We start from the raw sequence: 22,713 nt of genomic DNA, 5'->3' as shown, positions 1-22,713 counted from the left end.
AACTATCTTAGCAAGAAAATTATGGTTTTACAATGAGAAATCATGACTTATTGCCTAACGGTTGGGTCCCAGGGTCCGGTCTGCGGTCCTTTCCACTCCGAACCATCGTCCCAGATCTCTTTCTTCCAGATTGGAACGGATTGCTTCAATTGTTCAATGGCATAACGGCTGGCCTCATAACATGCATCTCGATGCGGAGAGGATACAGCGATAACCACACTGGTTTCTCCAATACCGACCGTACCGATACGGTGGGAAATCGCACATTCCGTGCCGGGCCATTGTCGAAAGATGTCTGCGCATATTTGCTGCATCTCTTTTAGCGCCATCGGGATGTATGCTTCATACTCCAACGTAACCGTTCGCATCTGGCCGGTCATCTCTCGCGTTGTACCTACAAAGGAAAGCGTTGCTCCATGATTATCATGATGAACCTTGGCAATGGTTGCTTCTACGGACAGCGGGTCGTAGGATATAGAGCACTTCCCATCTGCCGAGGACCTGGATCCGGAGTCTTGCGGGGCGGAGCCGTCACCACCGGACACAGGCGGAATCAGAGCTACCTCGTCGCCGCTCTGAATAAGCTGTTCCGAAGGCGCATATTCTTGGTTGACCGCGACAAAAGCCGTGGCAATCTGGGATTTGGCATCAGGATAAGCATCACTAAGCAGCAGCTTTAATTCCCTGGCTGTAAGGGGAAAGCCCGGTACGTTGAACGTAAGCGAAGCTGTGCCGATCCGATCAGCTAATCCTGCAAATAGTAATATCGAAATGGTTGTTGACATTCTTCATCACCTCGTAATTCTTATGGGCTACAATATACCATATTCTTCGCTAAAATGTTATGCTTGTAAGACCGGAAATTATCGAATAACGAACTTGGGGAGGGGGCCGCCAGATGGGGTTAGGAAGCAACAAACAGAAGCTGACGATATTGTATACCAACGATATACACAGCCATTTTGAAATGATGAGTAATGTGGCGGCACTTATTTCCCGGGAAAAGACGGCTGCCGGTGATGGGGCAATCGTACTGGATATCGGTGATCATATGGACCGGGCATCCGTGGAAACGGAAGGCACCATGGGCCAAGCAAATGTGGATGTCATTAATTTGACAGGATACGACGCCATTACGATTGGCAATAACGAAGGGCTCACCATTTCGTATGATGTTCTGGAGAGTGTATACGCCGGACTGCAGTGTCCCGTTGTATGCTGCAACATAAGTGAGACAAAGAGCGGTGATCCTCCTCCATGGATGAAGCCGCATGTGATCCTGGAACGAGAAGGCATTCGGATCGGGCTCACCGGCGCAACGGCTGCTTTTGCAGGATTTTATCAATTGTTAGGCTGGGAAGCCGGAGATCCGGTACAGGCTATTGCTGAGCAAGTGCGGGCGCTTCAGGGCCAGTGTGATATCATGATCGTTTTATCCCATTTAGGACTAACGATTGATAAAAGATTAGCAGAAAATGTTGAGGGGATTGATGTTATTCTTGGTGGTCACACCCATCATATCCTCGAGGAGCCTCTGATGATCGGGAAGACCGCTGTCTGCGGTGCAGGCAAATTCGGACAATATGTAGGTCGTCTCGTCATGCAGCGCAGTCATGCAGAAGATCGCTTTACCTGTATAGAGGGAAGTCTGCTGCCCGTGGATAAAAACTTGATGGAACCCATCGTAGAGCAGGCGATCATGAGACACCATGAGCTGGCAAGAGAGAAATTAACGGAGGCCGTAGCCGTTATTGACCGTAGTCTGCCCATTCACTATGAGAAGGAGTCGCCGTTTGCGAACCTGCTGGCTCAGGCCGTGCTGCAGCACACGGATGCCGATTTTGCCATCGTTAACTCAGGGCAGCTGCTCGGACCGCTGCCGGAGGGCGAGATCAGCACCGGTATGCTGCATGGCCTGTGCCCGTCCCCGATTAATCCCTGCGTAGTGAAGCTGCGCGGAGAACATATCTATCAAGCACTTGAGGAAAGCCTGCTCCAGGAGTTCAGCGGGAAGAAGATACTGGGCTTTGGCTTCCGCGGTTATATATTAGGCGGCCTGGCAGTTGATGGATTGAAGATTCACTATGACAAGAACGGAGAGCCTTATCGCAAGATCACACATATCTCTATGAAGGGACAACGGCTAGAGCCGCAACGAGAATACAAGGTGGGAACACTCGACATGTTCACTTTCAAAATCGGATATGAGTCGTTGTCACTTGGTAAGGATACGGTATATATGCTGCCGGAGTTTATTAGAGACTTGCTGCGAAGTGAGCTTTCGAGGCCCGGTTCGCTTGAAGAGTCCATGATCCAACGCTGGATATCCTGACAATCCCCGACTAACTTCCTTTGGCCGAGCATACATATGAGGAGGACAAAGGTAAGGGAGGGGAAGGACCATGGATTTTATCACATCCATTATATTGGGGATTGTGGAAGGAATAACCGAATTCATTCCGGTGTCTTCCACAGGCCACATGATTTTGACGGCTAAGGTACTCGGTTACGACGATCAAACTCCGATCATGAAGACGTTTGAGGTTGTCATTCAGCTTGGCGCCATTATGGCGATCGCGATGGTTCACTGGAATCGGATTTTGAACCTGCTCGGCTGGAGCCGAAGTGAGCCGTTGACCAGGAACACGCCTCGAAGACGATTGAATTTGATCCACATCTTTTTGGGGATTGCACCGGCTCTGCTGGTTGCTTTTTTTGCGAGGGATTTCATCAAAAGTCTGTTCCATGCTCAGACGGTGTTGTTTGCACTCGTTGCCGGCGGTATTTTTATGATTTTTGCAGAATGGTACAATAAGCATAAAGTTCAAGTAACATCGCATGATTTGGATGATATGACATACAAGCAGGCCCTTCAGATTGGCGTCTACCAGATCATATCCGTATTATGGCCGGGATTTTCCCGTTCGGGCTCCACCATCTCCGGTGGCATGCTCAGCGGGGTAAGCTATAAGGCATCGGTCGATTTCTCGTTCATTATCGCGATTCCCATTATGTTTGCCGCAGCAGGATATGAATTACTGGATTCTTACCGATATTTTACAGTAGACACGATCGGCGTATTTCTTGCCGGATTCATCGTTTCGTTTGTTGTCGCTTATTTTGTCGTCTTAGCCTTCATGAAACTCATACAGAAGATAAGGCTTACTCATTTTGCGATCTACCGTTTTGTTCTCGCTGCCGTTTTTTGGCTGTTTATCATGCATTAAGCAGGAGGAGACATAAGGAGGAGATCCGGCTTCTTCGTATCTGATCCACTGAAGACTAGACGCTATATCCCACACAAGTTTGATCATAGCAGAGGAAGTGACGGATTTTGCGTCTTATACCTATCAACGCGTTGAAGCCGGGGATGGTTCTTGGTAAAAGAATATATAATAGCGATGGTTTAATCCTGCTTGCCGAAGGCGTGGAGCTGACAACAGGGCTGATCCGCCGTCTGGGCACGTTGGAACTCGGGTATGTCTATATCGAGGATCCGATGACAGAGGATATCATGGTCCCGGAGTTGTTGACCGAGGAAACCCGGCTGCAGGCGATCCAGTCGATTCGGACGAGCTTCAAAACCCTGGAGAGCCAGGCTGCTCTGAAGGGAAGCTTCCTTCATTTAGGCAAAACGTTCTCCGGGATGATGGAGTCGATTATGGATGAAATATCGGATCATGAAGAGTGCATGGTGCTGCTGACCGATATGAATACGAACGATTACAACTTGTATCGTCATTCTCTTAACGTATGTCTGTATTCAACGGTTCTTGGCGTGTCTTACGGGTATAATCGGGAGGAGCTAAAGGTGCTCGGCTTGGGCGCATTGCTTCACGATATCGGCAAGACGAGGATATCCCAGAAGCTGCTGAATCATCCAGGACGGCTGAGCGAGGAAGAATTTCGTGAGGTTCAGAAGCATACCGAGATCGGGTTCAAAATATTGAAAGACGAACCGAACATTCCGCTGCTATCGGCGCATTGCGCCCTGTCGCATCATGAGCGCCTGGATGGCAGTGGTTATCCCAGAGCCTTGAAGGGACCTGAGATCCATGAATACGCCAAATGGATTGCGATTACGGATTCTTACGATGCGATGACAACGCAGCGGGTGTACAAGCCTGCCTTGTTGCCGCATCAAGCGGTTGAGGTGATGTATGCTGGCTCGGGAACGCTGTATGAACAGTCATTTCTGGCGATGTTTCGGGATCGGGTAGCGATATATCCTCCAGGCATCACCGTGAAACTGCATACGGGTGAAAGTGGAGTGGTATCCAAAATTCACGCACATGTGCCGCATCGACCCGTCGTCCGCGTATTAACGGATGCCGAAGGCACCCCGCTATCTGCACCTTACGAATTGGATTTGTCTGAAACACTGGCCATTATGATCGCTGGTATCGGGCGTGCACCATAGATCAAACTTGACCTTAAGGAGGTTGACTCGTGAGACGTAACGGTCATACAACATTGCTGCATACATGGGGGCGACAGATATACCGCTACCGTAAAGCCATTGTTGTGACCTGGCTTCTTTTGTTTTGCGGTCTGCTTCCGTTTGCGTTCAAGCTGCCATCCATTCTGCAGCACAACGGGTTTACGCCGAAGGATAGTCCGGCCCAGATCGGGATTGAGAAGCTGGAAGAGGGATTAGGATTGTCGGCTGCCTCGCTGGATATTGTCGTAGTCAGTCAGCACGATGAGAATCTGACGGCTGGCACGGCGCAGAGGCGAATATTGACGGAGCTTGCGCCTTTGCGAGCCCGTCCTTATGTCAGGGATATTGATATGAATATGGCAGCTCATAAGGCAGGCCAGGATCATATCGTATCCGTGACGGTGCTGCTGGATCTGGATGCCACGGAAGCCTTGAAGCAGTTTGAAGAGATTAGAGACTCGGTTCCCGACATCACGGGAGCGGATACTTACATAACAGGGAATACCGCCATCTTCGCCGATATGAACCAAGCCGTCAAAAGCGATATCATCCATGCCGAGATGATAGGCATTCCCGCAGCTCTGCTCATCCTGGCGGTTGTATTCGGAACATTAACTGCGGCGCTCCTTCCATTGTTAGCCGGTGTTGCCAGTGTGGTGGTCACGATGGGAATCTTGTATTTCGTCGCTTTGGCCGACGGTTCGATCAGCAATTTCCTTCCGAATGTTGTAACGATGCTGGGCCTGGCAGTCGGTATCGATTATGCGCTGCTGGTCGTAAGCCGCTTCAAAGAAGAGATGCGGATACGGAGCGGAGATGTGGGAACTGCCCTGGCTGTCACTTGCGCAACCGCCGGCAAAGCAGTGATGTTCTCCGGGGCGGCGGTGTTGATCGGTTTTGTGGCGATGAGTTTCATAGACCTGCCGATCTTCCGTTCCTTCAGCATAGGCGGCATTACCGTCGTGCTGTTATCGGTGCTGGCCGGTAACACACTTCTTCCTGCATTATTGGCAATATTGGGCCCGCGCATCGATGCGCTCCCTCTATTCCCTGCCGCATACCGGACGCTCCGGGCACGGCAGACCTCCGGTATGTGGAGAAGGCTCTCCAGATTTGTTATGGCGCATCCTGTGACCATCTCTATCGCCGCGATCGGTTTACTGCTGGTGGCGATTTATCCGGTTCGGCACATGAATATCGCCATCCCCGCGGCCGAAGTGCTTCCCCCCGCCTATGAATCCCGTTATGGTCACGACCTGCTCATACAGGCTTATGACGAACGTGAATTGAATTCGATCGTTGTGGCGGTAGAGCTTCCGGCCTCTTATGAGGACTCGCGCAGCATCGAGCGAATGAAGGCATATACGGATGAGATACGGATGATGCCGGGCGTGAAGCAGGTAGAGAGTTACCTGAGCATTGGCAGAGGATCGGTGGAAGAAGCATCGAAGTATTTGTCCCGCGAAGATATCCGCCAGCAACTGGAGCAGCATCGTTTTGTTAGGGGGAATGTAGCAGCCGTTGCCGTGATCCCGGAATATGGGGAATCCCATGCACTTACGATGCAGCTTGTCCGAGAGTTACGGACGATGGACACGAATGAGCTGACGACCTATGTTACCGGAAGCCCCGCATACAAACTGGATATCATGGAAGCCATCCAACAGAATATCTCCTTCGTTCTGGTCTTTGTGTTTGTAGTTACCTATGTCATTCTGCTCCTGGCGTTTCGGTCGGTCTTGCTCCCTTTAAAAGCAAGCGTAATGAACATGCTCAGCCTCGGCGCCGGACTGGGTATCGTGGTGTGGGTATTTCAGGAGGGAATAGGCGCGCAGTGGCTGGGTGTTTCCTCCACGGGATCCATCTTTGCGCTTTTGCCGATCCTGATATTCTGCGTGGTGTTCGGCATATCGATGGACTATGAAGTCATGATGCTCTCGCGAATGATGGAGAATTATGAACGGACGGGGGACAACGAATTCAGTACGGCTGAAGGTCTGGAGAGCACAGGCGGGCTGATTACAAGCGCTGCCCTGATTCTGGCCGTCGTCGTGGGTGCGTTTGTGTTTACGGATAATGAAGTGATGAAAGCGATCGGTTTAGGCCTGACAGCAGCCGTTCTGCTGGATGCCACCGTGATTCGGGTGCTGCTTGTGCCTGCGTTTATGAAGATGATGGGCAGAGCGAATTGGTGGAGTCCAAGTTGGATGTTTCCGGCACATAAGCTTACATCCAAGGAACGTTCGGACAAACATGGGGAAACCGGATGATTTCCCAGCCGAATCAAGCAGAAGCCTTCTGATTGGGTATGTTATAATCATATAATGGACATTATCAAAACCGTAGAGTACATAAAGCGTAAGTTGTACTGAATGAATCGGTAATTCAAAGAAATAAGGTGAGTGAACCATGAGTAATACAGCACAGCCATTTCCATCAGCCGTAAGGCCCATTTCGCCGAGTTATGATCCTTGGGATCCGATAACCTCACTGCGCGAGCATGGTCGTCATGTGCTGACCAGTGTGGAAATGACAGTGACGCATCTTTGTAATATGCGCTGTGAGCACTGCGCTGTCGGTGATATGCTTGTGATGAAGGAAGCTCCGATGCTGCCCCTCGATACGATGCTGAAGCGATTGGACGAGGTAGAGCATCTGCAGACAATCAGTCTGACGGGCGGTGAACCGGCATTTCTGGGGAAAACGGTGGAAAACGTGATTGTTCCCTTGCTCAAGTATGCCAAGGAAAGGGGCATCCGGACCCAGATTAACTCCAATCTGACGCTCGATATGAGTCGGTATGAGAAAATGCTGCCTTATCTGGACGTTATGCATATCTCATTCAATTATTTGAACGGGGACGATTTCTATGAGGTCGGATTTGCGAATAGCGCACGTCCTGTCTCGAAGGAAACGGCATACAAAATGTACGATACGATGCTGGTCAATTCGGAGAAGCTGAGTGCAGCGGGCATGTACATATCCGCTGAATCGATGATTAACTACCGGACGCATACGAAACTCAGCGGCATCCACAAGCTGATCAAGGATATGGGCTGCAAACGGCATGAGGTTCACCCGATGTATGCCTCAAACTTTGCTTCCGCTCTGCCCGTATTGTCCTTGAACGATACGAAAGCCGCCATTCACCATTTGCTGGATGTCCGGGATCGGGACATGTGGATGCTGTTCGGAACGCTGCCGTTTTATGCCTGCAGCTCCGATGATCATGATCAAGAGATCATTCGCCGCCTGCGGCAAGAACCGAACGTAACGGTCCGGAATGATCCCGATGGCCGTAATCGGGTGAATGTGAATTTATTCTCGGGCGACGTGTATGTAACGGATTTTGCTGATATCCCGGCTTTTGGTAATATTAAGGAACAGAAGCTTGACGATATTTTTAACGAATGGACAACAGGACACCCGTTGAACCAAACGGTTAACTGTCACTGCGATGCCGTGAGCTGCTGTGGGCCGAACCTGTTGGTGGCCGACATGTACTACCGGGGTGTGGATTTCAAGTCAAGACAAGCAAAGACAAACTAGAACCCTAGAAAGAAGGCGTGTCATCATGGCGGAGGAATTTGAGGTCGGGAAACTGATTTTGAATTTGCTCTTGGTTTTCCTTCTCGTTTTGTTGAACGGCGTGTTTGTAGCCGCTGAATTTTCACTGGTGAAAATGCGTCAATCCCGGTTGACCCAGCTCGTTAGCGAAGGGAACCGGCTGGCAGGCATTGCCCTGAAAGTAAACCAGAAGCTGGATGCCTATTTATCCGCAACCCAGCTTGGGATCACATTAACTTCCCTGGGTCTTGGCTGGATTGGGGAGCCTGCTATTTCTGAATTGCTGGTGGCCCCCATTATGCATAGCATTGGATTTACGGATGAGCGATTGATCGGCACAATATCAGTGGCGGTGGGCTTCTGTATTATCACCTTCCTGCATATTGTGTTAGGGGAGCTTGCACCGAAATCTTTGGCTATTCAGCGGACCGAGGGCACGGCTCTGATTCTATCGGCGCCGCTGCTCTGGTTTTATCGTATTTTTCTGCCGGTGATCTGGGTCCTGAATGCTTCCGCCAATCGGATTTTGAAGCTGGTGGGCATCGAGCCGGCAAGCGAGGCCGAAGCCGCCCACTCCGAGGAAGAGATCCGGATTCTGATGAACGAGAGCGCAAAGAGCGGTGTTATTGACGAGAACGAGATGAAATTAATGGACAACCTGTTCGATTTTTCTGACTTGAGAGCCAGAGAAATTATGCTGCCAAGGACGGACATGGACGTTCTTTTCACCAATTTTACCTTGGAAGAGAATCTTCAGATCGTCAACGAGACAAAGCATTCCCGTTACCCGGTTGCAACGGACAACAAAGACCGCATTATCGGGTTTGTCCACATTACCGATCTCTTGCTGGCGGAGCCTGAGAAGCAGCGTGATCTGGCTTCCTTGATGAGACCGATTATGGACGTATCGGAATCGGCGGAGATCAGTGAGGTGCTGCGGAAGATGCAGGCAAGACATGAGCAGCTTGCGCTCGTGGTGGACGAATACGGGGGGACGGCCGGTATTCTCACAGCCGAGAAGATTCTGGAAGAGATTGTCGGGGACCTGTACGATGAATTTGAAGATGAGCGGCCAGAAATTGAAGTGTATGATGAGTACTTTTCAGTGGACGGGCGGATGCTCATTGAAGAAGTGAATGATTTGACCGGCTTGATGATTGAAGAGCATAACGTGGATTCCATTGGCGGTTGGTTGTTCAAGGAGCTTGAAGGGAACCCGGCGGTCGGGAAGAAAACCGCCTTTAACGGGGTGGTCTTTGAAGTAGAGGAGTCTACACGGTTGCGTGTAACTCGCGTCATGATTCATCAGAAGCTCGAGAGCAGCTTCATTTAGAACTAGCAAGACTCTATTTGTTAGGAAGTGGATTATGTCGATTAAGCAGCTGATATTTATCGGTCTCGGTCTCCTGTTGCTGTACGGAATGTTTACGGTTGGAGCTCCGTTCTTGTTGGCCATCGTGATTGCTATTGCATTGGAGCCGTTAAATCGGCTCTTAATGAAAAGACTTCGGTTGAACCGCATCGCGGCCGCAACGGTGACAAGCACGCTATTCCTTCTTTTGATGCTGCTGCTGGCTTATTTGATCGGTCTTCAGGTGTTTAACCAGCTGGTCGAATATTGGAGCCGGGCTCCGCAATATTTTGAAGGGGCCAACGAATTCCTTCAGCATACGATTATTCAGGCGCAAGACATGCTGAACGGCATTTCGCCGGGTCTTGCCGACAGTCTTACCGAATTTATGTCGAATATTTCTTCCTATGTGCAGTCGCTTGTCAATACGGTATCATCGACATTTTTGTCCTTTGCCAAAACGCTGCCGAACCTGTTTGTCACGTTCATTGTATTCTGCGTAGCGGTGTACCTGTTCGCTTTCAGCCTCGATACGATGCGTGAGAAAGTGTTGTCGCTGTTTGATGAGACATCGCAGTCGCAGGTGAACGAAGTGCTGATCAGCCTGAAAAAATCAATTTTCGGATTTTTGCGGGCACAGCTGATCCTCAGCCTGTTTACGTACGTGATCACGCTGCTCGGCTTACTGGTATTAGGTGTTAACTATCCACTTGCTATCGCCCTGCTTGTCACCATTGTCGATATTCTGCCGATTTTGGGCGTAGGTTCCGTCTTGATCCCATGGTCCATCTACCTGCTCGCGGTAGGTGATATTTTTACAGGGCTTGGCTTGATCTTCATGTTCATTCTGATTACGGTGATCCGCCGCGTACTGGAACCGAAGGTTATAGGGGATGCCGTTGGAATCGGCGCATTGCCTGCCCTGGTCAGCATGTATGTCGGATTTAAGCTGGTTGGTGTGATCGGATTTTTTATCGGCCCCCTGGTCGTTATTATCTATTCCGCTATGCGTAAAGCGGGCTTGTTCCAAATTAAAATCAAATTTTAAGGACAACTCCATGAAGACCCTTTTCCCGGAAATATTCCAGGGAGAGGGTTTTTTTGTCATTTTGGAGTTCATTTTCTGGGCGGAAGACATATGTTAAATACGAAGAGTCCTTGATAACGACGGATCGATCGTAACGATAAGGAGGAAATCCCTTTGAAGGAAAATCCAGAGGTGCGCGTATACCCGGTATTTCATTCGCCATTTGATCCATGCCCGCCCAAGCTTTACAGATCGTATGTGGTACCTGTTAACCAGTTTGTCGTGTTTCAACCGCCGGGTCTGCCCCAGTTTAGCCCTGCCGAGGCGCTAAGGCACGGAACGTTATGGCCATCCTTGTATAGCCCGTATACTTCGCGAAAATTTAAAGGAGAGTGATATGCGGTGAATGAAGCCAGACCCCAGGTTGGAGATCTGAAGTATTACGAAATGCTGGAGCAGCTTCAGGCATTGGATTTTGTCCTGGTGGAGCTGAACCTGTTCCTGGACACCCATCCGGATGATCTCAAGAGCATCGAGCAGTTCAATAAACTGACACAGGAGAGAACGGTGCTAGCGAAGCAATTTCAAGAGCTGTATGGGCCGCTGCAAAATTTTGGCCGTGCTTATTCCAGGTATCCGTTTGAATGGGCCCAGGGTCCTTGGCCTTGGCAGGTTTAACAATGACGGTATGGCAAGGGGGCTGCGGCTTTTTTTTACCTTATGCAAGCAGCCCTTATGAAGAGGAAAAGCGAGAACAAGGAGGCGGAAGAGCCTATGTGGGTATATGAAAAAAAGCTTCAGTATCCGGTACGCGTAAGTAAATGTGATCCAAGAATGGCGAAGTTCTTGATTGAGCAGTACGGGGGGGCCGATGGGGAGCTCGCGGCAGCGCTCCGCTACTTGAATCAGCGTTATACCATTCCCGATAAGGTGATCGGGTTGCTGAACGATATCGGAACCGAGGAATTTGCACATCTTGAAATGATTGCCGCTATGGTGTTTAAATTGACGAAAGATGCAACGGTTTCGGAGATGGAGGCTGCCGGACTAGGTGCGCACTACGCCAATCATGATCATGCGCTGTATTATGAGAATGCGGCCGGGGTCCCTTGGACGGCAACCTATATTCAAGCTAAAGGCGATCCGATTGCGGATTTGTATGAGGACATTGCGGCAGAAGAGAAAGCACGCGCTACATATCAATGGCTCATCGACATGACGGATGATGTGGATTTGCAGGACAGTCTCAAATTTTTGCGGGAACGTGAAATTATCCATTCCATCCGCTTCAGGGAAGCTGTAGAGATCATCAAGGAAGATCGGGCAACGAAAAAAATATTCTAGGGGAGCGGATATCGTTTCGACATCCGAATGAATAAAACAATGACAGGCCCGGTTGATATCTTTCCGGGCCTGTCATTGTTTAGGTTTAATAGGAGTTATGGGGGCCATTATATCCCGTGCGGCTGCTGATCCGAGTCATGATAGGGCAGCCGGACCGTAAATGTAGTTCCTTGCCCCTGCTGGCTCTCTGCCTGAATCGTGCCACCATGAGATACGATAAATTCCTTGGCAATCGCCAGACCCAGTCCCATGCCGCCTTGATGCCGCGCACGTGCTTCATCCGTGCGGTAGAAGCGGTCAAAGAGATAGGGAAGATGCTCCTCCTCAATCCCTGGACCTGTATCCCGAATATCAATTCGAAGCATGCCGGAAGCGGGCTCCTCTTGTAACGTGGTGTGGACAAGCCCGCCTTGGGGTGTATACCGAACCGCGTTGATGAATAGATTCAGAAACGCCTGTGTGGTTCGGCTTGGATCCACAGGAACGGAAGTACGCTCCGTAGCGCTCGTCAAACGCAGGGTCAAGTTCTTGGCATCGGCATCTGGCTCGATGCGCTCCTGTATCTGACCCAGAAGATCCAGCATGTCCGTGGGTTTCCGAACCAGCGGCAGCTGCTTCGCTTCGGCCAGAGATAGTTGATGGAGATCGCCCACGAGACGGGTTAAGCGAATCAACTCATCCTGGATGGGGAGCAAGTGTTCCGGCTGGATTGGTTGCCTGCTCTGTTGAAGCAGATCCAGCTTGCCTCTTACGATCGTCAGTGGTGTTCGAAGCTCGTGCGCGACATCAGCCACCAGATTGCGGCGGACCGTCTCGGACTGCTCGAGCCTGGAAGACATTCCGTTGAAAGCAACCGCGACCCTTCCGTATTCATCCTCCGAGGTGAAGGGAGCCTGAACACCGTACTCGCCTTGACCGAGTCGTTCGATGGCCGGTACGAGTTTGCGCAACGGCGCGGTCAGTCTCCGCGATACCCAGTAGGCGGCTCCGAGGGAGAGCAGGACGAAGAGGACAGTACCTCCCCCCAACAGAATGATGATGGAGGTGGGTGTGCCGATCCGAAGCTTGGTCAGGTTTGCTACATCCGTATCATAATAATACATGTCCGCGATCGGTTCGCCTTCAAAAAATAACGTTCGTTTAACCCCCAAGCGTTTGATCTGTTTCTCCACCGCATCCCCCTCATGCAACAGAATCGTTTGTTCCCTGGAAACCAGCAGCATACTTTCCTGACGGTCGGCTGCATGCGGACTTTCGGCTAACCATGCCTTATCCTGTATGGCATTGAAGGTCTGCCCGTTCTTTACATAGTAGCTGAGCAGCTTGTCCTGAAGCTGATTCAGTTCTTCTTTGCGCGAGGTTTGCAGTATGACATCCATGGAGTCGCGGATCACGATATACGTAAGAAGGACGAATACGGTGCTGAATCCGATAATAAACGACGACATCACGATGAATATTTTGCGTCCAACACTCATGGCTGCTGTTCAAACCGGTAACCGAATCCATACACCGTTTTTATAAAAACCGGCTCGGCAGGGTCATCTTCGATTTTTTTGCGGATCCGGCTGATATGGGCGTCTGCGGTCCGTTCATCATTATGGATATCGTCCTCCATGGCCGCTTGAAGCAGCTGCAAACGGCTGTATACCACGCCCGGTCTGGAAGCAAGGGTAAGGAGGAGCTTGAATTCGGTAGGAGTCAGCTGGATCTCCTGGCCGCGTTTCCATACCCGGCATTGGGTTTCCGAGATCGTTAATTCGCCGCGCTCAAGCAAATCTTCGGATACCGAACCGCCTTCCATTCTGCGCAGAACTGAACGAATCCGGGCAGCCAGCTCGCGGAGTGAGAAAGGCTTGGTCATATAATCATCCGCCCCTACCTCAAGCCCGATTAGTTTATCCGTCTCCTCAATCCTTGCAGTAACCATAATGATGCCGACACGGCTTGATTTTCTGAGCTCGCGGCATACCTCAATGCCGCTTAATTCAGGCAGCATCCAATCGAGTATGACCAGGGAAGGCTTGAAATCCCTCGCTTTGGCCAAAGCCTCCGTACCTGTGGCTGCGGTAATAATCTGAAATCCCTCTTGCCGGAGGAATGGCTCCATAAATTCTATGACTTTCCGTTCATCGTCCACAAGAAGCAAGGTATGTGCCATGCTGAATCCTGCCTTTCTTTTGATTCGTTAGGTTTAACCCTAAATCCACCCCATTATATACGGTTTCCAGCCGCAATTGGAAAATTTCACGGAATACGCAAGCCATCATCACAAGATCACAACATTCCGGTGATAGGATGGTACCCGTAAAGATTATGAAATCAGAGAGGGGAGGGATACCGATATGAGTCAACAAGCTTCATCTGTAAGAAAAACACCGCTCGCCGTTTGGGTTTCAATAGGGCTGGCATGGATTTTTGTTGTTTGCATTGCCATTCAGACGCTATTTGCCGGGATGGCGCTGTTTCACGATGGTTCGATGTGGAGAAGCCATACCCTGTTTGTCCATTTTTTTGAAGTTGTGCCGCTGCTTATGCTGCTTTCGGGTTTTGCAGGCAAGCTGCCCGCCAAGTATAAATGGAGATCATTGGTCCTGTTGTTATTGGTTTTCAGCCAATATTTCACGGCCAATTTCCCTGGTGCGGGTGCATGGCATCCGGTTATTGCCATCGGATTGTTCTGGCTCGCGGTGGATACGGCGCGCTCCGTACCGCCGTCCTATCGTAAGGGACAGGAGGGGTAGATTGAAATGAAAGGCCTTGCGGTGTTGGTAATGGCTTTAATCGGAGGTTTTGCGGGCGGGGTCATTCTGAATGAAGTAATTGCCGTGATATCGCACGTGTTATATGGAGGAGACGAATATGGGTTGAAGGGTATCAAGTATCTGCCGGTAATTACCTCTGTATGGTGCGCTGCCATATTAATGATTTGGCGGCCGCGTCCGGCCTTCAAACGGTAACGCCAATCAGGTGGCACCTACCGTCACCCTATTACCCTTCAACCGCCAGCGATACCCAAACGAACAGGATATAGAATAGAATGGGAATCATCACTCCCATGGACAGCAGCAGCCATACAAGCGGCGTCCGGATCATCTCTTTAACAATAACGATCGGGCTGCGGACATACCGTCCTTTCTTAAGGCGGTTCACCATCCGCCTGAGAATGGCAGCTTGTTCATGAGGCTCATAGCGGCTTAGCTCTGCCAGCAGCTCGTCTTCCAGCTGCCCAATTGACGGCGCAGTATCAGACTCCCTTGTTCCAGGCATGTCAATCACCCTCTCATTCGTACTCGTTATATGTATAACAACTATAAAGCTCCCCTAGTTACGCATATTTTATAGGCGATAGATCAAAAGTAATGAGGAAATGAGGTTTGCAGATGTGATATGGTTCCTATATGATGAGGAAAGATTAGACTAGAATCAGATTATATGGAGCAAAGGGAAGGGAAGGACCAAATTGGAAAATACAGCAACGTTGATCAAGCCGGAAGCGATGATATTTGACATGGATGGAACGCTGTTTCAGACGGAGACCCTGCTGCTGCCCGCCTATCACAAATTGTTCGACATTTTGCGTGAAGAGGGGCATTATGAGGGAGAAACGCCGGATGAGGAGCTCATGCTTGGATGTCTGGGAATGCTGCTCGAAGACATTTGGAAGATTGTCATACCGAATGGAACGCAGGCGGCCCATCGCCGTGCCGACGAGCTGCTGCTGCGGCTGGAGCTCGAAGGCTTAAACAATGAAGCAGCCGTATTGTATCCTGAGGTGAAGGAGACGCTGGAGGAGCTTCAACGGCGCGGTGTCCGATTGTTTGTTGCCAGCAACGGCCTGGAGCATTACGTGAAAGGCATAGCCGAAGCGAGAGGGATCATGTCGCTTTTTGAAGGCGTCTACAGTGCCGGAGAGCATGGAACGGCTTCCAAGGTGGATTTGGTAAGACTGCTGCTGGATGAACATGATATCCGGGACGCCTGGATGGTAGGGGACCGGTCATCGGATGTGGAGGCAGGCAAAGAGAACGGACAAACCGTCATTGGCTGCCGCTATGCAGGCTTTGGCGGGGAGCAGGAGCTGAAGGGATCCGACGTCGTTATTCATTCTTTTTCACACCTGCTGAAGCTTCATGATCAAGCCGAGTAGATAGGATAGATAGGAGTCACAAAGGCTGTTCCCAAGAGTAGCAAGTACCCTCTTGGAAGCAGCCTTTGTGCGTTTCTGGCTTACGCATTTTTCGCGGATTTTTTTTGACTGTACACCCACAGCGCATACTCCAAAGGCTTCACCATGGATTCACGGTAGGCGGCCATATCGCCGATTTGGGAGAAGACTTCCCTTGATGGCTTCGGATTCACCTCGAGGAGAAGAATTCTTCCGGTTTTGTCCACGGCCAGATCCAGGGCAAGCTCGCACAAGCCTCCATACTGTCCGTCAAGAAATTGGGCTACATCCACACCGAGGGAATCGGCTTCCTCGCGAATGTTGGCGCGCTTTACCGGATCCGTGATCCATTTACTTAACAATTCTTCCATCATGGTCGCGCGTCCGCCGCCATGCAGGTTGGAGGTAACGCTCTTCGGCGCCCCGACGCGCCCCACGCAACCGGTCACTTGCCATTGGCCTGCTCCGTTTTTCTGTACGAGCATCCGGTAATCATGCACTCTTCCATCCGGGAGTTCGAGCTGTATCCCTTCTTGAACCAGATATCGATCTTTATTGCCCCAGCCCGACAAATATTGCGCCAAATGGCCTGAAGGCATTCGTTTCGGTCTAATGATGCTCCGGTTGGAATTGCGTCCCCGGATTTCATACGTGCCCGTAACACCGGGGACCTTCGTAATCCGCAGAATTCCGCGTCCGCCCGTTCCGTTGATCGGTTTAAAATAGACGGTAGGATGAACATTTAGCATCCGGTGGATATCACCTGCGCTTGTTACGATCCGGGTATCCGGCAGATGGGGGCGGAAGCGTTTCTTGGTGGACAGTACTTGATGAATCGTCCATTTGTTGCGTAATGGTCGGTTCAGAAACAGCAAATACCGATAGCGGGAACGAAAGCGCAGCAGCTGTTGGAAGCGGGGGCTCTTTTGAATGCGGCAGCGATCAAAAATCATATTGGGAAACGAGCGCCATTTCCGGCTCCATCTCCGGTGATCGGGATCGTATTCCATGGCGTTGATCAGGCCTTGGGCACTGTTAACGTCGGCGGGAGTGAAGACGTAAACGTCAAGCCCCATCGCTTTTCCTTCCCTGATCATATGCTCGTAGATATGCCGCTCCTCCAGCGTTTTCCGTTCATCCAAGTATAACGTCATAATACCTAATACGGGTTTTGACACAGAAGTTCACCTTCTTGAACAGAGTCAGCACGAGATGCTGAAGAACTGTGGAATGGATGCAGGGGAAGGGTTCCGCTCATAACGAGCGTAGGTTTACCCGTCGGACCTTGCTCAAGCGCTATGGCCTGGAGCCCTGCATGAAAGCACATTTGCAAGCTTGCGGAATGATCGGCGGCCACTTTGCATCGCAGCCGCCCGAATTTGGATAATTGTGAGCGGATCAGGGAAGAGCCGATATGCCGGTTGCGGTATAGAGGGTGTACAGCAATCATACAGGCATCTTCTCCATAATCCGCCGCTAAGCAAATCCCCACAGGTATGCGTCCGATATCGCTTCGAACCGTAGCTGCCATGATCGAGGTGCCGGGCTGCAGCAGATCGTCATAGGATAGCGAGGCCAGGCGCTGGTAACCTTCACGGGTTAAACGTTTGTTGCCGTAACGCCGGAAGAAATCGCTGCACTGTTGTCTGGCAGGCGGCCATTCTTCCGGGCTTGAGAGAGTGAGACATGAGATTTCCACATGATCCCCTCCTTTCATGTCTTCCTTAACCGATGCTTTAGATTTAGATGATGCAGGGACTATCTTTGATTGATCAGGTATTCGGAATATTGAAAAATCCGCTCCAGTGATTTTTTCCGGATCGCGGGTTCGTCAAATTTCATGGGTCTTGAATTGGCTTCGAAGAACCAAAGGACGCCTTCGCTATCAATTCCGAGGTCCATGGACATTTCGCCATGGATCTGACCGGAGCTCTTCTCAATCTGCCGTGCCATATGCACGGCTGCTTTCTTAACTTCACCTAGGATGGCATCGGACCGTTCCTGACCGAATACAATCGGAAGCAGCTTCTCCGGATCCTCAATCGTTCCTCCGCGAGGAACATGTGTGGTTATGCTCTTGGCGCCGGCCATTCGAGCTCCAATTCCTGTAACTGCCCAGGAACCGTATTCGTTCTTTTGCACAAGTATGCGGAGGTCAAAGGCGCGTCCGTGGACCTGGGCCAGCTCGATTCCCTGCTGAATCAGGTATGAGCTTCCTTTAGTCTCCTGATAAACCCGGTTCCAAAGCCGCTCTAAGGAGGCTGCTTTGTATGTGGTGCTGTTTTTGTTGTTCTGTATCTGTATGCGGTAGGGGAGCGATTTGTTTTTCTGGTAACTTACCCTCATGATTCCCTGCCCGGCTTTGCCGTCCTCGGGTTTAAGATACAGGTAAGGCTTCCGCTTTATCATTTCATATAAAGTGGGGTAACCCTTCAAACGCTTGGTCAGAGGTGCCCACTTTTTGGTTAACCGTGATTTGTTCAACCATGCAAACAGTCGCCACTTATTGAAGAAGTGTGGATTGTAGATATCGATATGGGGATGTTTTTGGCATTCCTTGATTTTGCGGCGAACCCAAGGGAGCGCTTCATCCTCTCGGTAGGGGATCCGGTTATATATAACCTGGGGCAGAGGGCATAGCCTCTGCTCCCAGGAATGGTCGTTGTTCAGCATGTAGCCCTTGACGGCACCCGTATCAAGCTTCAAATCGCGTACAGTCACTACATAGACCAGAAAGCCCATATCTTTTCCCGTCTTGATGATTTCCTGAAAATTTTGCCGGTTGCCCCTGAACATCGTATGCGAATCGTGCATGGTCAGGATGGCTACAACCGGTCTTCCATCACTCTCCACTCGGTTGATCACGAGTCATTCCCCCTGTGGAAGCCGCTGAGATACATACTGTGTTCAAAAATATGCTCGACCGATGCTTTTCCTTCCCCTCGCAGGGAAGGGTGGTTGAATATCGATCGGCCCGGCTTCGAATTTGCTTCAAACATCCATATTCTCTCGTTATCATCTATTCCGATATCGAATCCGATTTCTCCTAACAGATGCGGATGATGATTCTCGATGGCTTCCGACATCGCGATGGCGGCGTCCTTGGCACGCTCCAGCACATCTCGTGCTTTGGAGCCGAAGGCCCGGCTGAGCGCCTGCTCCGGCGTCATCAAGGAGCCCCCGTTCTTGATATGCGTCGTGACGCTTCCCCGTCCGGCTTTTTTGGCGCCGATACCAACCACGGACCAGCGGTTTTTGCTGTTCTTATGCATATGGAATCTGAAGTCGATGGGGCAGCCATCGATTTCAATAAGGCGGATTCCTTGCTGAATAACATAGTTTCGCAGCTTGGAGCCGTGTTTAGCCTGAAGCATACGCATCAAACTATTAAAGTTCGGGAACTTGAGGAGGGTGTTGCCCCCGTTTCCGTGATATCGCGCAAAGTATCCTTTTTTGGGAAGATAGGTCAACCGGTAAATCCCGAGTCCTAAACTTCCGGCTGAGGGTTTATAATAAACAAAGTTATGGCGTTCCATCATATCCTTAATCCGCTCGGGACTAGGATTGTTATACGTTTCCGGCAAATATTTGCCTGCCTGCACGTCGCCGTCCAGCTGTGAGTACACATCGGATTTATTGAAGAAGGCCCAGTTGAAGAACTTGATGTTGCGCTTCAGAAACCGATCTCTCAGTTGATTGGTAAAAGGGGAGAAGTCGGTTTTCCGGCTAGGCAGACGATTGTAGACGACATCAGGGAGTGGAACGGTTTTGCGGACAAAGCCGCCGCCGGAACCGAGCATATAGGCATGAACGGTTTCGCGCTGCCAGTTGATATCCCGGGGGGCAAAGGCATATACGAACATTTTTTTGTTGCCCTCACGAAGAAGCTGACGAATATACGAGGTTCGGGCTCCAAAAGGACTGGATGGATTATGCGGTCCGTCGGACAGAACCCCAACCACGGGCCCCAGCTCGATTTCTCCCTCACGGGGGGAATGAATATAGACAGGGCCCTGTCTGGGAACGTGGATTCCGTTTCGGACACCATTGCTTAAATAGATGTGTTTCCCCGATCGCTCTATCGGTTTCACAGCAGCGGACACCGTGTTGGTACCGATGCGAAGCTTAATCGATTTCCTGCTTGATAGCCCCAGGCTCTTTAGAAGCGAACCGGATAAAAAGACGACTTTTTCGGGCTGCTGCGAGAAATGAATATTTCCGAAATTCAAACTCATGTATTTACCCTCCTAAGTTGTCGAAGCAATAAATAACGGGCGTATTGAATCGGATGTTCGACGGACAGCCGGGCTGCGTGACCATCTCCCGTTAGTGTAAATGCGCGGCGGCCCGGTTTGGAGTTGACCTCCAGGATCCAGACCCGTCCCTTTGTATCCACGCCAAAATCGATTCCCAGCTCGCCAAGTCGGCCGAATCCTTCTTCGAGCAGAGACGGAAGCTGAGCGGACAGATCCCGGATGTTCTGAATGATCTTCATAGCCTTTTCTTCTCCGAAATCAGTCGTTAGATAGGGAAGGGCTGGAAATGCCGTGCCTCCTCCGTGAAGGTTTGAGGTCAGCCCTTGGCTTACGCCTTGCCGTGCGGCGATTCCTGTGATGGACCATCTGCCGCGGTCATTCTTTTGAACCAATGACCGAATATCAAACGGATCCCCGTTACGGTTGCGAAGCTCCAGGTAGGGTTGAATGATAAACCGGCGTCGGCCGGTAAATCGCCTCACCCATTCGTTCATCTCTTGTGCGGGAATGGTCTGCTGAAATATGCGATTGCTCCGATCCCTTCCTTGCAGTCTGACACGCTGCTGATCTGTCAAAGCGAGGTACAAAGTATGACGGCCCTGAGAGCCTCCGCTAGGCTTCATGAAAAGTCTGCTGCCAAAAGCCAGCAAAGCCCTGCTCAGTGATTCGGCCCCCGCATAACTTAAGGTTGCCGGCAGATAAGGCCTTAAGGCGGAAGAGCGCTTTAATAATTGATGCACTTTCTGTTTGCCGGGCAGACCGCGTGACCACAGCCTTACGCCCTGCTGCAGCATTCGGTTCAGACACTCACCGGCGGCAGCCGTTTCCTCACCGTTTCGATGCAAACATCGGTCATAGATGACGTCAGGAGGAGGAAAGGTGCGGAAACTCCAGCCTTCTCCCGGATTGAAATGATATCCTTGGATCCTGTCTATGGAGCTTTCAACACCAGAAGCAGGGGAGGCATCATCCGGACAAAAAACAAATACCTGCATGCCGAGTTCCTTGGCCTTCGAGCTGAGTTCTCGGAGAAATTCCTTCTCGCCAAAGGGAGGGAAGCCCGGTTTGCGGCATACCATGACACCCAGGGTGCCTATCTTGTTTGAGGACATAGGGTTCTCCTTTTTTAGAAACCCGTCAAGTATTGACAGTACTGAACGAGTCGTACGGCTGACGGTCTTACTTTGGAGTCGGCATTCAGCGGTGCGTTTTCGCCTTTGGACGGCTTGGAGTTGACCTCTAGGAGCCAAATGCGTCCAGTTGTATCAATCGCCAAGTCAATGCCCAGCTCTCCGAAATGATAGGGAATGGCAGCCTCCAGTCCATGAGCAATATCGAGTGCCGCCTGATTCATTCGGGCGGGGGCCGTTTGCTTGGAGGTTAACGGGATACTGCTCATGGCAAGTGCGTCCTTGACGGAAGATAACGTACCGCCTCTGGCAAGATTGGAAACAAAGTGGTTTCCGCCGGCAATACGGGCCACGACCGAAGTCACTGCCCATTTGCCATTTTTGTTTTTATGAACAAGCGCGCGAAAATCAACGTTTCGCCGGTTGATGCGAATCAAATCCAATCCTTGCTGAATTTGATAACGCGTTTTTTTTATTTTCCCGGATAAGCTGCTGAACAGCTTTGGAAGTGAGGAGTAGGTATTCTTCTTGCTTCCTTCAAGAGAGGTGGTCATCGTTTGATATTTGCCGTTCTCTTGGCGGGATATCCGGATGATGCCTTTTCCCAGACTTCCCCGCACCGGTTTCAGGAAGACCGTCCGATAAGTGGCGCACATTTTTTTTAGCGTCGGATAACCGCTGAGCAAATAGGATTCGGGCAAATATTTCTGGAGTTTCGCATCAGGTCCGAGTGCCTCGAAGACATCGGATTTATCGAGAAATTTCTCGTTAAAGATATGGGTGCCGAATCGCGATTTTACTTCTCTCATAAAATGCTGTACGCTAGGACTATTCTCCAGTTTGCGGGTAGACAGCCGGTTATTAATGACGTCCGGAGCTGGAACGCTGAGCTTTTTCCATCCCGTGTCATAGATAATAGCTTCAAGTGTTGACGGGTTCGAACCGATCATGTCAGGGGTGAAAAAATATACATATGCGCCTTGTTTCTTGGCCGCGTTGACCATTTCCAGGCAGAAAGCTGAGATCGATCCGAAAGGTTTATCAGGTTCATCCGGTTGGTAGCGGCTGACCATGATCCCGATAAGCGGACCGAGCTTCAGTGTTCTTTCCGTTGGATAATATTTGACATTCATGACGGTACGCGGAAGAAGTCCCGAATGGCTGAATACGGAAGGGCTAAGGGCCAGCGAGTTCGATTTTCCTCCCGAGGTAACACGGATTTCCTGCTTGAAGGAGCCAAAGGCAAGCTGTATCGGTGAATCTGTCGGGATACGGAGCTGTCTTATGAGCCGGTCACCAAGCTTGATATCGTTATCCGAAAGCTGGGCTGAGCGGATTAATTGAACCGATACCTTGGATTTGGTGTTGGATTTGATCTTGGATTTGCGCATGATGGATCTCCTTCCGACAACAACTGGATACTTAAGTG

General features: G+C 50.6%; 23 protein-coding genes. 13 read left to right on the top strand and 10 right to left on the bottom strand.

The genetic code is table 11. The features are described from left to right. Nucleotides 1-47 precede the first annotated feature (47 nt). A complete protein-coding gene (gene moaD / locus OHJ21_RS17485) occupies nucleotides 48-785 on the bottom strand; it encodes a molybdopterin converting factor subunit 1 (protein WP_486020687.1) in 738 nt (245 codons plus the stop codon). Between the two features lie 113 nt (nucleotides 786-898). Here moaD and OHJ21_RS17480 point away from each other — a divergent pair, with 113 nt between their 5' ends. From OHJ21_RS17480 to OHJ21_RS17435, 10 genes are all read left to right on the top strand, one after another. Beyond that, the gene (locus tag OHJ21_RS17480) at nucleotides 899-2,332 is read left to right on the top strand and encodes a bifunctional metallophosphatase/5'-nucleotidase (RefSeq protein ID WP_486020685.1); all 1,434 of its coding nucleotides are present in this window, start codon (nucleotides 899-901) and stop codon (nucleotides 2,330-2,332) included. 70 nt (nucleotides 2,333-2,402) lie between these two features. Continuing rightward, nucleotides 2,403-3,227, top strand: coding sequence for an undecaprenyl-diphosphate phosphatase (locus OHJ21_RS17475; RefSeq protein WP_127593329.1), 825 nt, complete (start codon nucleotides 2,403-2,405; stop codon nucleotides 3,225-3,227). 107 nt (nucleotides 3,228-3,334) lie between these two features. Next, nucleotides 3,335-4,420, top strand: coding sequence for an HD-GYP domain-containing protein (locus OHJ21_RS17470; protein ID WP_486020684.1), 1,086 nt, complete (start codon nucleotides 3,335-3,337; stop codon nucleotides 4,418-4,420). Between the two features lie 29 nt (nucleotides 4,421-4,449). Further along, nucleotides 4,450-6,711 (top strand): MMPL family transporter, encoded by a 2,262-nt coding sequence (locus tag OHJ21_RS17465; RefSeq protein ID WP_486020683.1) that lies wholly within the window; start codon nucleotides 4,450-4,452, stop codon nucleotides 6,709-6,711. 139 nt (nucleotides 6,712-6,850) lie between these two features. Next, nucleotides 6,851-7,990: a radical SAM/CxCxxxxC motif protein YfkAB gene (gene yfkAB / locus OHJ21_RS17460; protein ID WP_486020681.1), complete on the top strand. Its 1,140-nt coding sequence runs from the start codon at nucleotides 6,851-6,853 to the stop codon at nucleotides 7,988-7,990. Between the two features lie 25 nt (nucleotides 7,991-8,015). Continuing rightward, on the top strand, nucleotides 8,016-9,341 hold the full coding sequence (locus OHJ21_RS17455; protein WP_326114452.1) for a hemolysin family protein: 1,326 nt from the start codon (nucleotides 8,016-8,018) through the stop codon (nucleotides 9,339-9,341). A gap of 34 nt (nucleotides 9,342-9,375) precedes the next feature. Further along, a complete protein-coding gene (gene ytvI, locus OHJ21_RS17450) occupies nucleotides 9,376-10,407 on the top strand; it encodes a sporulation integral membrane protein YtvI (protein WP_100538825.1) in 1,032 nt (343 codons plus the stop codon). Nucleotides 10,408-10,560: 153 nt separating this feature from the next. Beyond that, a complete protein-coding gene (locus OHJ21_RS17445) occupies nucleotides 10,561-10,782 on the top strand; it encodes a spore coat associated protein CotJA (RefSeq protein WP_100538824.1) in 222 nt (73 codons plus the stop codon). Nucleotides 10,783-10,788: 6 nt separating this feature from the next. Beyond that, nucleotides 10,789-11,064 (top strand): spore coat protein CotJB, encoded by a 276-nt coding sequence (locus OHJ21_RS17440; RefSeq protein WP_100538823.1) that lies wholly within the window; start codon nucleotides 10,789-10,791, stop codon nucleotides 11,062-11,064. Nucleotides 11,065-11,160: 96 nt separating this feature from the next. Next, nucleotides 11,161-11,730 (top strand): manganese catalase family protein, encoded by a 570-nt coding sequence (locus OHJ21_RS17435; RefSeq protein WP_100539505.1) that lies wholly within the window; start codon nucleotides 11,161-11,163, stop codon nucleotides 11,728-11,730. Between the two features lie 107 nt (nucleotides 11,731-11,837). Here OHJ21_RS17435 and OHJ21_RS17430 read toward each other — a convergent pair whose 3' ends face one another. Both OHJ21_RS17430 and OHJ21_RS17425 read right to left on the bottom strand, forming a co-directional pair. Further along, nucleotides 11,838-13,208, bottom strand: a complete 1,371-nt coding sequence (locus tag OHJ21_RS17430) for a sensor histidine kinase (RefSeq protein ID WP_486020680.1) — start codon at nucleotides 13,206-13,208, stop codon at nucleotides 11,838-11,840. Further along, nucleotides 13,205-13,891: a response regulator gene (locus tag OHJ21_RS17425; protein ID WP_486020678.1), complete on the bottom strand. Its 687-nt coding sequence runs from the start codon at nucleotides 13,889-13,891 to the stop codon at nucleotides 13,205-13,207. The genes OHJ21_RS17430 and OHJ21_RS17425 overlap by 4 nt, the downstream gene beginning before the upstream one ends. Before the next feature lie 184 nt (nucleotides 13,892-14,075). Here OHJ21_RS17425 and OHJ21_RS17420 point away from each other — a divergent pair, with 184 nt between their 5' ends. Both OHJ21_RS17420 and OHJ21_RS17415 read left to right on the top strand, forming a co-directional pair. Continuing rightward, nucleotides 14,076-14,474: a DUF6220 domain-containing protein gene (locus OHJ21_RS17420; protein ID WP_486020677.1), complete on the top strand. Its 399-nt coding sequence runs from the start codon at nucleotides 14,076-14,078 to the stop codon at nucleotides 14,472-14,474. A 6-nt stretch (nucleotides 14,475-14,480) separates the two neighbouring features. After that, the gene (locus tag OHJ21_RS17415; RefSeq protein ID WP_100538819.1) at nucleotides 14,481-14,690 is read left to right on the top strand and encodes a DUF5957 family protein; all 210 of its coding nucleotides are present in this window, start codon (nucleotides 14,481-14,483) and stop codon (nucleotides 14,688-14,690) included. Nucleotides 14,691-14,721: 31 nt separating this feature from the next. Here OHJ21_RS17415 and OHJ21_RS17410 read toward each other — a convergent pair whose 3' ends face one another. Continuing rightward, nucleotides 14,722-15,000 (bottom strand): hypothetical protein, encoded by a 279-nt coding sequence (locus OHJ21_RS17410; RefSeq protein WP_486020675.1) that lies wholly within the window; start codon nucleotides 14,998-15,000, stop codon nucleotides 14,722-14,724. Between the two features lie 193 nt (nucleotides 15,001-15,193). On the opposite strand from OHJ21_RS17410, the gene OHJ21_RS17405 reads away from it, so the two are divergent. After that, entirely contained in the window at nucleotides 15,194-15,880 is a 687-nt protein-coding gene (locus tag OHJ21_RS17405; RefSeq protein WP_326119315.1) for an HAD family hydrolase, read from the top strand. A gap of 80 nt (nucleotides 15,881-15,960) precedes the next feature. Here OHJ21_RS17405 and OHJ21_RS17400 read toward each other — a convergent pair whose 3' ends face one another. Genes OHJ21_RS17400 through OHJ21_RS17375 form a run of 6 tightly spaced genes read right to left on the bottom strand, consistent with a single transcriptional unit; the run spans nucleotide 15,961 to nucleotide 22,675 of the window. After that, on the bottom strand, nucleotides 15,961-17,076 hold the full coding sequence (locus tag OHJ21_RS17400; RefSeq protein ID WP_326114460.1) for a YheC/YheD family endospore coat-associated protein: 1,116 nt from the start codon (nucleotides 17,074-17,076) through the stop codon (nucleotides 15,961-15,963). Beyond that, entirely contained in the window at nucleotides 17,058-17,597 is a 540-nt protein-coding gene (locus OHJ21_RS17395) for a GNAT family N-acetyltransferase (protein ID WP_326114461.1), read from the bottom strand. Before OHJ21_RS17395 ends, OHJ21_RS17400 begins: the two co-directional genes overlap by 19 nt. Nucleotides 17,598-17,656: 59 nt before the next feature. Beyond that, the gene (locus OHJ21_RS17390; protein ID WP_486020672.1) at nucleotides 17,657-18,763 is read right to left on the bottom strand and encodes a YheC/YheD family endospore coat-associated protein; all 1,107 of its coding nucleotides are present in this window, start codon (nucleotides 18,761-18,763) and stop codon (nucleotides 17,657-17,659) included. Next, entirely contained in the window at nucleotides 18,760-20,133 is a 1,374-nt protein-coding gene (locus tag OHJ21_RS17385; RefSeq protein ID WP_326114464.1) for a YheC/YheD family endospore coat-associated protein, read from the bottom strand. The genes OHJ21_RS17390 and OHJ21_RS17385 overlap by 4 nt, the downstream gene beginning before the upstream one ends. Next, nucleotides 20,130-21,266, bottom strand: a complete 1,137-nt coding sequence (locus tag OHJ21_RS17380) for a YheC/YheD family endospore coat-associated protein (protein WP_100538812.1) — start codon at nucleotides 21,264-21,266, stop codon at nucleotides 20,130-20,132. The genes OHJ21_RS17385 and OHJ21_RS17380 overlap by 4 nt, the downstream gene beginning before the upstream one ends. 14 nt (nucleotides 21,267-21,280) lie before the next feature. After that, on the bottom strand, nucleotides 21,281-22,675 hold the full coding sequence (locus OHJ21_RS17375; protein WP_326119313.1) for a YheC/YheD family endospore coat-associated protein: 1,395 nt from the start codon (nucleotides 22,673-22,675) through the stop codon (nucleotides 21,281-21,283). Between the last annotated feature and the right edge of the window lie 38 nt (nucleotides 22,676-22,713).

This window comes from Virgibacillus sp. LDC1, assembly GCF_025792345.1.
Classification (GTDB): domain Bacteria; phylum Bacillota; class Bacilli; order Paenibacillales; family Paenibacillaceae; genus Paenibacillus_AQ; species Paenibacillus_AQ lautus.
This window is presented reverse-complemented; position numbering and strand designations above follow the sequence as displayed.